The organism is Salmonella sp. K21076 (assembly GCF_039650795.1).
In the GTDB taxonomy this organism is placed as follows: Bacteria; Pseudomonadota; Gammaproteobacteria; order Enterobacterales; family Enterobacteriaceae; genus Salmonella; species Salmonella enterica.
The window spans coordinates 1-11,673 of record NZ_JBCLYA010000049.1 but is presented as its reverse complement, the minus strand read 5'-3'; the positions used below and the strand labels follow the sequence as shown (position 1 = coordinate 11,673).

16 protein-coding genes and 1 pseudogene are annotated in these 11,673 nt (G+C 53.0%); 16 read left to right on the top strand and 1 reads right to left on the bottom strand.

The genetic code is table 11. The annotated features are described in order from the left end of the window. The first annotated feature begins 2 nt into the window (after positions 1 to 2). The 16 genes and pseudogenes from AAYN39_RS17830 (at position 3) to AAYN39_RS17755 (ending at position 11,205) form a co-directional block, all read left to right on the top strand. Entirely contained in the window at positions 3 to 284 is a 282-nt protein-coding gene (locus AAYN39_RS17830) for a hypothetical protein (RefSeq protein ID WP_000110118.1), read from the top strand. 97 nt (positions 285 to 381) lie between these two features. Then, positions 382 to 717, top strand: a complete 336-nt coding sequence (locus AAYN39_RS17825; protein ID WP_000084228.1) for a phage tail assembly protein — start codon at positions 382 to 384, stop codon at positions 715 to 717. Then, on the top strand, positions 662 to 799 hold the full coding sequence (locus AAYN39_RS17820; protein WP_001148841.1) for a GpE family phage tail protein: 138 nt from the start codon (positions 662 to 664) through the stop codon (positions 797 to 799). Before AAYN39_RS17825 ends, AAYN39_RS17820 begins: the two co-directional genes overlap by 56 nt. A 93-nt stretch (positions 800 to 892) precedes the next feature. Then, positions 893 to 3,358, top strand: coding sequence for a phage tail tape measure protein (locus tag AAYN39_RS17815; protein WP_000135574.1), 2,466 nt, complete (start codon positions 893 to 895; stop codon positions 3,356 to 3,358). After that, positions 3,358 to 4,242 (top strand): phage tail protein, encoded by an 885-nt coding sequence (locus AAYN39_RS17810; RefSeq protein WP_000458383.1) that lies wholly within the window; start codon positions 3,358 to 3,360, stop codon positions 4,240 to 4,242. The genes AAYN39_RS17815 and AAYN39_RS17810 overlap by 1 nt, the downstream gene beginning before the upstream one ends. Next, positions 4,242 to 4,454: a tail protein X gene (locus AAYN39_RS17805; protein WP_000478221.1), complete on the top strand. Its 213-nt coding sequence runs from the start codon at positions 4,242 to 4,244 to the stop codon at positions 4,452 to 4,454. Before AAYN39_RS17810 ends, AAYN39_RS17805 begins: the two co-directional genes overlap by 1 nt. Further along, positions 4,442 to 5,596, top strand: coding sequence for a contractile injection system protein, VgrG/Pvc8 family (locus AAYN39_RS17800; RefSeq protein ID WP_000808000.1), 1,155 nt, complete (start codon positions 4,442 to 4,444; stop codon positions 5,594 to 5,596). The genes AAYN39_RS17805 and AAYN39_RS17800 overlap by 13 nt, the downstream gene beginning before the upstream one ends. Continuing rightward, complete coding sequence (locus AAYN39_RS17795) at positions 5,593 to 6,120, top strand: phage baseplate assembly protein V (protein WP_000148263.1); 528 nt, start codon at positions 5,593 to 5,595, stop codon at positions 6,118 to 6,120. The genes AAYN39_RS17800 and AAYN39_RS17795 overlap by 4 nt, the downstream gene beginning before the upstream one ends. 56 nt (positions 6,121 to 6,176) lie before the next feature. After that, positions 6,177 to 6,524 carry a GPW/gp25 family protein gene (locus AAYN39_RS17790; RefSeq protein ID WP_000859114.1) on the top strand — a complete coding sequence of 116 codons (348 nt, stop codon included), beginning with the start codon at positions 6,177 to 6,179 and terminating at the stop codon, positions 6,522 to 6,524. Then, complete coding sequence (locus AAYN39_RS17785) at positions 6,515 to 7,618, top strand: baseplate J/gp47 family protein (RefSeq protein WP_001219103.1); 1,104 nt, start codon at positions 6,515 to 6,517, stop codon at positions 7,616 to 7,618. The genes AAYN39_RS17790 and AAYN39_RS17785 overlap by 10 nt, the downstream gene beginning before the upstream one ends. Then, positions 7,611 to 8,189, top strand: a complete 579-nt coding sequence (locus AAYN39_RS17780) for a phage tail protein I (RefSeq protein WP_000852584.1) — start codon at positions 7,611 to 7,613, stop codon at positions 8,187 to 8,189. The genes AAYN39_RS17785 and AAYN39_RS17780 overlap by 8 nt, the downstream gene beginning before the upstream one ends. 2 nt (positions 8,190 to 8,191) lie before the next feature. After that, entirely contained in the window at positions 8,192 to 9,145 is a 954-nt protein-coding gene (locus AAYN39_RS17775) for a phage tail protein (RefSeq protein WP_001775322.1), read from the top strand. Positions 9,146 to 9,155: 10 nt separating this feature from the next. Continuing rightward, complete coding sequence (locus AAYN39_RS17770; RefSeq protein WP_346254053.1) at positions 9,156 to 9,668, top strand: phage tail protein; 513 nt, start codon at positions 9,156 to 9,158, stop codon at positions 9,666 to 9,668. Continuing rightward, positions 9,593 to 9,811, top strand: a pseudogene (locus AAYN39_RS17765) (phage tail protein); the annotation flags it as partial. The gene AAYN39_RS17770 and the pseudogene AAYN39_RS17765, both read left to right, overlap by 76 nt. A gap of 273 nt (positions 9,812 to 10,084) precedes the next feature. After that, complete coding sequence (locus tag AAYN39_RS17760) at positions 10,085 to 10,588, top strand: tail fiber protein (protein WP_001802272.1); 504 nt, start codon at positions 10,085 to 10,087, stop codon at positions 10,586 to 10,588. Further along, positions 10,588 to 11,205 (top strand): tail fiber assembly protein, encoded by a 618-nt coding sequence (locus tag AAYN39_RS17755; RefSeq protein ID WP_001057643.1) that lies wholly within the window; start codon positions 10,588 to 10,590, stop codon positions 11,203 to 11,205. The genes AAYN39_RS17760 and AAYN39_RS17755 overlap by 1 nt, the downstream gene beginning before the upstream one ends. A gap of 6 nt (positions 11,206 to 11,211) precedes the next feature. Here AAYN39_RS17755 and AAYN39_RS17750 read toward each other — a convergent pair. After that, the coding region (locus tag AAYN39_RS17750) for a phage tail protein (RefSeq protein ID WP_346254052.1) at positions 11,212 to 11,673 on the bottom strand (462 nt) is incomplete at its 5' end.

Sequence of the window (11,673 nt, the reverse complement as noted above, 5' to 3'; positions counted from 1 at the left end):
CGGTGAGTGTTGAACTGACTGACAAAGGAGGGCGATGTGCGTCACTGGGCATGTCAAATGGTACGTGGTTTACCCTCCTTGATATTCCGGGGGTGGAGACCCTCTTTAATACCCGTAAAACCAATGACCCGATTGACTGCACACGTTCAAAGGCCCGCAAACTGGCCGATTTGATTGAAGCATGGAAGCCGCCCGACCAGTGGTTCTCCGGCACCGGCAAATCTGAGGGAAAGGCGCTTCTCATCGCTTTCCTGCGTAACTGCAAGGGTTTTCGCACTTGCTGACATCACAGGGGCTCCGGCCCCTTCTTCTTAATCCCCTTTAATATCCGTCACGTCCACCGCCAGACATACTGCTCTGAATTTACAAAGGAGTATGATCATGTCACAGACCCAGTCCGATACTTTTACGCTGTCTTATCCTTTCACCACTGCTGCAGGTACCAGAATTGAACAGATTGAACTGAAACGCCTGACAGTAAAAGACCTGAAGCAGGTGCGCAAAATCAACAAAGACCCGGCAGACTGGGACGAACCACTGATTGCCCGTAGCACCGGTATCCTCCCGGAAGACCTCGATAACATGGATCTTGCCGACTATATGGAGCTGCAGAAACGATTTCAGAAAATCACTGGGCTGGGCAAGAGCGACAAAAACACTGATGCAGGCGCAGGGCCTGCTGGCGAGATGGTTCAGGTTTCAACCGGGGGAGATTGATGCCCTCGATACTGACGATCTGGAGATGTGGCTGGAGCAGGCTGAAGAGCAAATCAAAAGCGAGTTCGGCGACAATCAGTAACAACGTATCACTTAACAGCCGCCAGTCGCGGCTGTTCTGCATGGGTTTCAGACACTTCCCTTCCGTTTTTTTTGCTTTCAGAGGATAGCCACCGTGGCCAGTGAATTTTCAGTCGGCGTCATTATTGGCGGCATTGTCGGGAGCAGCTTCCGCTCAGCCGTCAGTGGCACCCGACGCGCCCTTGATTCCCTTGGTGATACCTCCCGCCGTCTGCAGGAACGCCAGAATGCCTTAACCCGGGCAACAGAACGTTATGGTCAACTGGGTTCTTCCCGGATGCAGCATCTCAACAGCGAGTTGCTGCGGGTAAGCCGCACCATGGAGCAAATTGAACGTCAGCAGCGCCGTCTGTCAGCAGTATCAGCCACCGGTGATGCGTTGAAGGCTAACCGCCTGGCGCTCTATGGTCAGGGTGCAGAAACCTATGCTATTGGCAGAACGCTGGGCGCACCGGTCATGGCCTCGGTTAAACAATATGCCTCGTTTGAATCACAGTTGCGGGATATCAGTGTCACAGGAGACCTGGATGCAAAACAGGAACGTGCAATTGGCCAGGCTATCAGACAAGCCTCGCTGAAGGTTAACCAACTGCAGGAGTCTCTGTTAGGGGGAGTCGGACAATTAGTTGCTGATGGTATGGCCCCCGAACGGGCAGCAACGTTTGCAGAGATGCTTGGAAAGACCGCTACAGCAACCAAAGCCGATATGACCGACCTTGCCAAAATGACTTATGCCTTCAGCGATGCACTCAGAATCACTGATGCGAAAGAACTTGAACAGGCGTTTGGTATTGCGGCAACAGGAGCCAAACTTGGGTCATTTGAGCTGAAGGATATGGCAAAAGCATTACCCGGTATGGCTAAAGCCTTCGCTGCTCGTGGTATTTATGGAAAAGATGCGATTACCCAGATTGTTGCCAGTCTGGAGGTCGGTAAAGGTAGTGGCTCTGCAGAGGAAGCGGTCACCAATATGTCCAACTGGCTGGCAGCAATGGGCCGCGGAGATACCATCCAGAAATATGCTAAAGCCGGGGTGGATTACCAGGGGTCAATGCAGAATTACGTCGCTCAGGGTTTTTCGCAGTACGAAGCTTCACTGATGATTGCCAACCGTTTTATCGACAGTAAAGGCAAAGCGTTCTTGCAGCAATGGAAAGCTGCAGGAGCAAGAGGCGATCAGGAAGGTCAGCAGAAACTCATGGAGTCATTTGGTCTGGCTGAGGTCTTTACCGATATTCAGACTGTCAACCATTTACTGTCAATGCGACAGGGCTGGGATAAATACCTTTCCAGTAAGCAGGAAATGAATGCTCCGGCTGCAATTTCTACCCTGGATAAGGATGCTGCAAAGCAGAATGATACGCTTGAAGGTCGCTGGCGCAGAATGCAGATCGGCTTTAATGATTCTGCTATCAGCATCGGGCAATCCTTGCGTCCGGCTTTGCTCCAGTTGGGTGAAACATTTATTCCTTTAATGGACAGTGTTGGCAAATGGATAGCGGCAAATCCGCAGCTCGTCAGCAGCACCATAAAGGTTGTGGGCGCATTACTCGCTTTCAGGATGGCCACTATCGGTCTCAAGCTTGGGCTGAATCTCCTTCTTTCCCCCTTTGTAAGCGTCTGGAAAAATGCTGTTTTACTTCGGGCCAACTGGCTTCGTCTGACGCTCGCACTGGGGGAAGGCGGTAAACTCCGCTGGCTGGTGACAGGCTTTGGTGCTGTCGCCAGAGGAGCCAGAACACTGGGTGGTGTGCTCTCAGGGGGGCTGGTTCGCGGAATTATGAGCGCCGGGCGTGCCGTTCTCTGGATTGGCCGGGCGCTGCTGATGAATCCCATCGGTCTCGTTATCACCGCCGTCGCGGCAGCAGCTTACCTTATCTACCGCAACTGGGGCGCAGTCAGTAGCTGGTTTAAACAGCGCTGGGCTGACATTCAGGAAGCCTTTAACGGCGGCATCGTGGGAATTGGTAAACTGCTGGTTAACTGGTCTCCGGCTGGTCTGCTTTATAAAGCCTTTGCGGCTGCGCTGAAATATCTCGGCGTTGATCTGCCGGCGAAATTCACCGACTTCGGTGGTCATCTTATTGACGGGTTGATAAATGGCATCAGAAACAAATGGGCGTCACTCAAAACCAGCGTAACCGGAATGGGTGACAGCATCAGTGACTGGTTCAGCGAAAAGCTGGGCATCCATTCACCGAGTCGCGTGTTTATGGGCTTTGGTGACAATATCGCGCAGGGTGCCGCCATTGGCCTGCAACGGACCACTCCGCTTGCTGCACTGGCCGGGCAGCGCCTGGCCGCTGAAATGACACCGGATGTTCCCCGTATCCCGTCGCCGGAAATCATGGCTGCCGGATATTCAGGCCGTGGCGCAACTGCAACTGGCGGTGGAGCGTCTGGCGGTATCAAGGTCAGCTTTAATCCTCAGTTTTTCCTCAATGGTAAGGAAACCGCAGCGCCTGCCGGGCTGACTGGTGCCCTGAATATGAGCCTGCATGAGCTGGAAAAAATGCTGGAGCGTCTGCTGGCTCAGAAACAACGTAAGGAGTACAGCTGATGTTTGCCGTACTGGGTGATATTGAGTTTGAACTGATTACCTACTGGGACGGCTTCGAGGCCACGTTCGGCGTCGATTATGCGGAGCATGCCCGCATCGAGGGTAAACCCGGCCTGCAGTTTGTCGGCGACAGGCTGGACGAAATCCAGATAAGCCTAGTCTTCCATCAGCATTATTGTGTGCCCGACGTGGAGCTGGCGAGAGTGCGAACAGCCATGAAGGCCCATCAGGCACTGGCGCTGGTCTTCGGCAACGGTGACTATCGCGGCTGGTTCGTGATTACCGATGTGACCGCAACCAGCGAGCAGACAGACAGCACCGGTAACGTGCTGGCTGTCAGTGCCACCGTGTCTCTCCGGGAATACACCGGTGACCCGAAAAATCCTCTGCAACCGCCGGCAATACGCAGGCAGGTTCCCGGTGCCGGAGCTGTATCGGGTGCTGTTCCATCGCCTTCCGGGGTGGCGCAGTTCGTCCGTAACGGCGTCAACTATGCGAAACAGGCGCAGTCTGTACTCCAGACCACTATCAGTGCCGTTCGGGTGGCGCAGAAAATGAAGGGTAACCCCGTTGTCGCGCTGACCCGTGTGCCGGGACTGATGAGCGGACTGGGTAATATATCCGGAGCTCTGGGGAAAAGTGTTCCGGCGTTTAATGCACTCTCTGAATCCATGCCCGATGCCATCAGTCTGGCCAGAACAGCCAGTGAGGCAGCCACGTATGTACAGCAGGCGCAGTCGGCGCTGAGTGGTGTGGACAAAAGAAATATTGCAGGTGCTCTGGATACCGTTTCCGGGCAGCTTAACGCCGCCGGCACAGCATTCAACCGCATGTCTCCGGGATTAAGTGCAATGGCCGCCAGAATACTGACGAGGAGTGTGTGATGTTTCTTGAACATATTACCCGTGACGGAGAGCGCTGGGATTCGCTGGCATGGCAGTACTACGGTGACCCGCTGGGCTATCCCCGGATTATTGCAGCCAATCCGCACGTGGCCATTACGCCGGTGCTGCCCTCCGGGTTGTTGTTACTGATCCCGGTTATTGAGGCTGAAGATGCCCGTACAGAAGAGGATATTGCCCCATGGCTGAGATAAACAGTACTGCGCAAGCCACATCAGCGTTAACCAGCGTCAGCGATGTGCTGACGCCGGTATTCACTCTGTGGTATCTGCAGAAAAACATCACCTCTGATATCGCGCCTTATGTCACCCGTGTGGTCTGGAGCGATAACATCAAAAATGAGTCCGATACCATTGAGGTGGAGCTGGATGACACCGATGGTCGCTGGCTGGATAAGTGGTATCCGGGCAAGGGTGACACGCTGACGCTGAAAATGGGTTATCAGGGCGAGAAACTGCTGTCCTGCGGTACATTCTCAATAGACGAGATCGAAGTGAGTTCGCCCGCGTCCGTTGTCGCTATCCGTGGGGTGGCCACCTCGGTTAACAGTGCTCTGCGGACTAAATCCAGCCGTGGTTTTGAGAACACCACGCTGGCAGCTGTTGCGGGGCGGATTGCCAGAAAGCACCGACTGAAACTGGTGGGCAGCATTGAGTCCATCAAAATCGACCGGGTGACCCAGTATGCTGAAACCGACGTGGGTTTTCTGCGCCGGCTGGCCAGCGAGTATGGTTATGCAGTGAAAGTGGTCAGTGACCAGTTGATTTTTTCTCATCTGGCCACACTGCGCAGTCAGGAGCCGGTCAGGCAGTTAAAACCGCAGGGTGTGGCCCGCTTTTCCCTGCGTGACACCATCAACCGGGTCTATAAATCTGCAAAGGTAAAACACCAGAAAAGCAGCAGTAAAAAACTGATCGTCTACGAAGCTGATGGTGGTACCCGTGAAAGCGACAAAAAGCTCAAAGGCGGTAAGGTTACCAGCGCTGACTCACTTAAAGTTAACAGCCGCGTCAGCGACCCGGACAGCGCCCGGATTAAAGCGGATTCAGCACTGGCCAGACATAACGAATACCAGCAGAACGGCTCCCTGACGCTGACGGGAACGCCTCAACTGACAGCAGGCAACAAAATTGAACTGGTGGGCTTTGGACAGTTATCCGGTCCATGGCTGATAATCACTGCCCGCCATGCGTTTGAGCGTAACAGCGGCTACACCACAGAGCTGGAAGTGGCACGGGGGCCAGTCACAAGAGGGAAAAAACAAAAAACTCAGAAACTCACGGTTTATCACCCGGATGGCAGTACATCGACGGTGATTAAGGAGAAGAAAAAATGACTGGTGTCACCCGTCAGATCGGTACGGTCAGTGCCGTTGATGCCGACAGGGTTCAGGCCCGCGTTCGTCTGCCTGAATGCGATAATCTGCGCACAAACTGGCTTAACGTGCTACAGCGCAATACCCAGGATAACAAGGATTACTGGCTCCCTGACGTGGGGGAGCAGGTTGAGGTGCTGCTCGATGCCAACGGCGAGGATGGTGTTATTCTGGGCGCGGTGTACTCAGACGTCGATAAACCGCCGTTCAGTGATAAAAACGTCCGGGGTACGAAATACGCTGATGGCGCGGAGTTCAGTTATAACCGCGCGACCCATACGCTGACGGTCAGAGGAGGTATTGAGCGTATCGTGGTGGAGGTTGCCGCTGATATCTCTCTCAAAGGGAAAAACCTCGACCTCACGGGAGTTACCACGATCAACGGCCCCGCGACACTCAATGGTGATCTGGAAATCAACGGAAGCGCCCATGCAACGGGTAACATATTTGCTGATGGTCAGAACTCTAATCACCATTCCCATTGAACCTTCTTAAACGCCTTTAATATCGGCGCTTACTTCCCGGGGGCAATACTGCCTCCATGAAAACGACCTCAGTATTCTGGCAACCAGCTCTGCAGGCTCCCGGCGAAATCGTCCGGGGGCTGGATGATATCCGGCAGTCCATCCAGATCATCCTGCGGACTCCCCGCGGCAGCGACCCGCATCGCCCGGAGTTCGGCAGCAATCTGCACCTTTATATCGACTGGCCTGTCGGCCGGGCCATTCCGCATGTGGTTCGCGAATCCGTCGATGCCATCAGGCGCTGGGAACCCCGCTGCCAGCTTATGTCGGTTAAACCCGCCGTCGACGGCGAACATCTTACGCTCCGGGTGAGCTGGAAAGGCTCAGACGGACAACCCCGTACTCAGGAACTGCTATGGCGCTGACAGAACCCGATTTTATTGAACGCGATGCCGATAAAATCACGGCAGAAATGATTGCGAAGTATGAAGCGGATACCGGAAAAACGCTGTACCCGGCACAGGCTGAACGTCTGCTGATTGACCTGTGGGCCTATCGCGAAATGCTGGTCAGGGTGGCAGTACAGGAGGCGGCGAAGCAGAATCTGGTCGCTTTTTCCCGTGAGCCGATGATTGATTACCTCGGTGAACTGGTCGACGTATACCGCCTTGCTGCGCAGCCTGCCACCACCACACTTCAGTTCTCTGTGGATGAGGCACTGGCCATTGATGTGCTGATCCCGGCAGGCACCCGCGTCAGCGCTTCCGACAGTATTATTTTTGCCACCGATACAGATGTGGTGCTGAAGGCCGGATTGCTGCTGGTCAATGTCACGGCCACCTGTACCGAGCCGGGTACCGCTGGCAACGGCTGGCAACCGGCGCAGGTCAGTCAGTTACTCGATGAGATTGATAACATTGACCTGCTGGTGACCAATCTGACGGCCAGCTCTGGCGGTTCAGAGCAGGAAGACGATGACCGGCTCCGGGAGCGTATCAGGCTGGCCCCGGAGTCATTCACCAATGCCGGAAGCCGTGGTGCATACCGTTTTCATGCTATGGGGGCGCATCCCGGCATTGTCGACGTTGCTGTTCTTTCTCCCGCTCCCGGCACTGTCGAGCTGTATCCGCTGCTCAGCACTGGTCTGCCGGACAGCAGTATCCTCACTCTGGTAGAGAGTTTCTGTTCTGACGAAAAAGTCAGACCACTCACTGATACCGTGCGGGCTAAAACACCTGTTCAGGTGGATTACACCATTGAAGCCAGGATTACGATCTATCGTGATCAGGATGCAAGGTTGGTAAAGGACAACGCTAACAGCGCCATACAGAACTGGGTGGCATCCCGTACCGCCACGCTGGGGCGCGATATTGTTCCCAGCCAGATTATCAGCGTGTTGTCCGTTTCCGGGGTGTACCAGGTCGAACTGGTGACACCGGCACTGAGGGTGGTGGCAGAAAACGAATGGGCAAACTGTACAGCGATCACTCTTAACATGACCGGGGTGTCCGATGGCTGAGGTGCTACAACTCCCGCCACCGCTTGAGGGTGATATCAGTCTCAGAACGCTGGGAAGACTGGCCGGACGGCTGGATAACATCGACCTGAGCGTACTGATGGTCGGTCTCGTCGATATTGTCGACAGTTCCGCGCTGCCATGGCTTGGCGAGCAGTTCTCGCTGTTCGGCGATGGCTGGGAACTGGCGGAATCGGACGATGTACGCCGCATGCTTATCAAATCCGCTATCGAGCTACACCGCTATAAAGGAACACCGTGGTCAATCCGGGAAATTATCCGCCGTTTTGGCTTCGGCGAAGTGGATCTGATTGAAGGTACGGGGCAGATTGGCTATGACGGCAGACACACGTACAACGGGCTTTTCGTCCATGGTGATGCACAAGCCTGGGCAGTCTATCGCGTCATCCTTCAACAACCCATCACTAACGATCAGGCGGCGCTGTTACGTCAGACGCTTGCTGCCTTTGCTCCGGCTCGCTGTCATCTGGCAAGTCTGGAATATCAGTCTGTCGCCATTCGATACAACAGTACTACCCGTTATGACGGTAGTTACAACCACGGGAGCAGTTAATTATGGCAAATCTACCCGAAACCCCGCAGTGGGAAAGCGGCATCTACCAGATTGAGGTCTCTGACCCCGTTCTGGGCGGACCTGACGGAATTTCTAACCGCCAGGCTAAACAACTGGCCAGCCGAACGTCATACCTCAAACAGAAGGTCGAAAAAAGCGGAACAGACCTGGCTGCACATATCGCGGCAGTTGACCCGCATACCCAGTACGCGACGAAAGCCAGTCCGACATTCACCGGCACACCAACAGCACCTACACCTGCAAATGGTGATAACAGCAAAAAGCTGGCGACGACGGAGTTTGTGGCCAAAGCACTTGCGGCACTTGCAGGCAGCGCCCCTGAGACACTGGATACGCTTAAAGAGCTGGCTGACGCTCTCGGTAATGATCCAAACTTTGCGACTACGGTACTGAACAAGCTGGCGGAAAAGCTGGCTAAAGACCAGAACGGCGCAGATATTCCTGAGCCTGCGCTGTTTGTCAAAAACCTTGGTTTGGGGGAAGGCTCTGCACTGCCCGTTGGTGTACCTGTTCCGTGGCCGTCAGCAACACTGCCAGAGGGATGGCTGAAATGTAACGGCGCAGCATTTTCTTCTGAAATGTACCCCAAACTGGCAAAGGCTTACCCCACGAATAAATTACCGGATTTACGGGGTGAGTTTATTCGTGGCTGGGATGACGGACGAGGTATTGATGCAGGACGAGAGATACTTTCATTTCAGGAAGGCACTATCGTCTCCGGTTTTGATGATAATGATACTGGGGATATCAGTTCACTCAGCTCAACACAATACGGATTTGGTGACACTTTAAGCTCTAATCAATGGGGGGCCATAAATGGCAAAAAGTGGATATTTGATGCATCCAGTAAAGGTGCACAAAAATATGACTGGTGGGCTTATGTATCAGCTCGTCCGCGTAATATTGCATTTAATTACATCGTAAGAGCGGCATAGAAACGTTGGTTTGGGGGAAGGCTCTGCACTGCCCGTTGGTGTGCCTGTTCCGTGGCCCTCAGCCACACCGCCAGCAGGGTGGCTGAAATGTAACGGAGCAGCATTTTCTTCTGAAATGTACCCCAATCTGGCAAAGGCTTACCCCGCGAATAAATTACCGGATTTACGGGGTGAGTTTATTCGTGGCTGGGATGACGAGCGCGGGATTGATCCTGGTCGCCAGTTGCTTGAGTGGCAGAAAGGTACTTTGGTTGGTGGTAGAGATGACAATGATGCCGCAGTTGATATTTCATATATGAGTAACGGAAATAGTATTGATTACGGTGGCGATAAAACATTTTCAACGAATTACCGGAGTGATTATTTATGGTATGCAATTCTGGGTAACGTCACTGGTCGTGCCAAAGCTGCTTTAAGTGGGNGTAAGAGCGGCATAGAAACGTTGGTTTGGGGGAAGGCTCGGCGCTGCCCGTTGGTGTGCCCGTTCCGTGGCCCTCAGCCACACCGCCAGCAGGGTGGCTGAAATGTAACGGCGCAGCATTTTCTTCTGAAATGTACCCCAATCTGGCAAAGGCTTATCCTACAAATAAACTACCGGATCTACGGGGTGAATTTATCCGTGGCTGGGATGACGGACGTGGCGTGGATGCGGGGCGAGCCTTGCTAAGGCTTCAGGATGACTCTTTTGAAGCGCACAGGCATGAGTCCTTTTTTTATGCGGGTATTTCACGCAATGAAATCCCATTAAAAAATCTTCCAAGTTCAGACGAGATGCTGACTTTAAGTTCCACAACTAATGCCTTGTCACCGGACGGTATTGATGCCACCAATTCGTTAATTGGTAATGACGATTACAACTGTCTGATCGAAGGGAATAAAAATAACAAACGAACAGCAACGGGTCTAAGTACCAGTATTGTCGGCGCAANAAACGTTGGTTTGGGGGAAGGCTCTGCACTGCCCGTTGGTGTACCTGTTCCGTGGCCCTCAGCCACACCGCCAGCAGGGTGGCTGAAATGTAACGGAGCAGCATTTTCTTCTGAAATGTACCCCAAACTGGCAAAGGCTTACCCCACGAATAAATTACCGGATTTACGGGGTGAGTTTATTCGTGGCTGGGATGACGGGCGGGGAATTGATTCAGGGCGTTCCTTGCTTAATGCACAATCACATTCGGTTATAGATCATATTCACTATATGGAGTTATGGACTGGTGAAGGGCTTGCCGCAAATAGCACCCGTGCAGGAACAAACCCTGGTATACTGGCTACATACGGTGATGGCGGGATTGTTAAAACAGATGAGTCAGGTGTAAAAGTTCCATCTTCACTACGTGCTATTGGCACTCGTGGTGTTTATAGATTAGGTGCCAACGGAGGGAATACAGGAACGGAAAACCGCCCCCGTAATATTGCGTTTAACTATATTGTAAGGGCTACTTAATGAATAATGCTGCTGCAGTACTTGATCAGAATGGTATCGCTATAACTGCAGGCGATATTACCGTTTATAACTACGATGCTGAAAACCGTGAATATCTCTCTGCCACTGTTGAGTATCTCGCTTATGGTGTTGGAATTCCGGCTCACTCATGCATTGACGCGCCACCAGAAAAACGCCCCGGCTTCGCTGTCTGTCGTGATACCGACCAGAACATCTGGAAATATGTTCCAGACCACAGAGGCGAAACGGTTTACAGCACAGAGAATGGTAACGCTGTGCAAATCACACAACCGGGAGATTACCCTCCTGATACGACGGTGAAACAGCCAGCTACTATCTATGATGTCTGGGATGGTGAGACCTGGGTGACAGATGCGGGACGACAGCACGCAGCAGAACTGGAAGCTGCCGGAGCGCATCGTCAGCAACTTGAGGAACAGGCAATGGCATCTGTTGAGCTTATAAATCTCAAACTACGAGCCGGACGCCGATTGACGCCCCAGGAGACGGAAAAACTAAACGCCGTGCTTGATTTCATAGATGTGCTTAATGCGACTGACATCAGCACTGCACCGGATATCAACTGGCCGGAAATGCCTCTGGCAGCAGCCAGTTGAATATAACTAAGCCGCCCTCACGATATAGTTAAATGCAATATTGCGGGGGCGGGTTTCACTACCACCTGTGTTACCAATACTTCCTCGTGAATGAAGCGTTGGTGATGGAATCAAACTCCCTCCTGTATTTGTGGCATCAAGCCCCCTGCCTTGTGTATATGTTTTTTTGAAAATCGTGGCCAACTCCCATTCATCTTTTGTGTCATATCCATCGTTAGCTACAACAATATGGCGGTGTTTTTCCAACATCCCGTTTTGAATGCTCAATAAAGCGCGTGCCGCATCAATTCCTCGCCCATCATCCCAGCCACGAATAAACTCACCCCGTAAATCCGGTAATTTATTCGCGGGGTAAGCCTTTGCCAGTTTGGGGTACATTTCAGAAGAAAATGCTGCGCCGTTACATTTCAGCCATCCCTCTGGCAGTGTTGCTGACGGCCACGGAACAGGTACACCAACGGGCAGTGC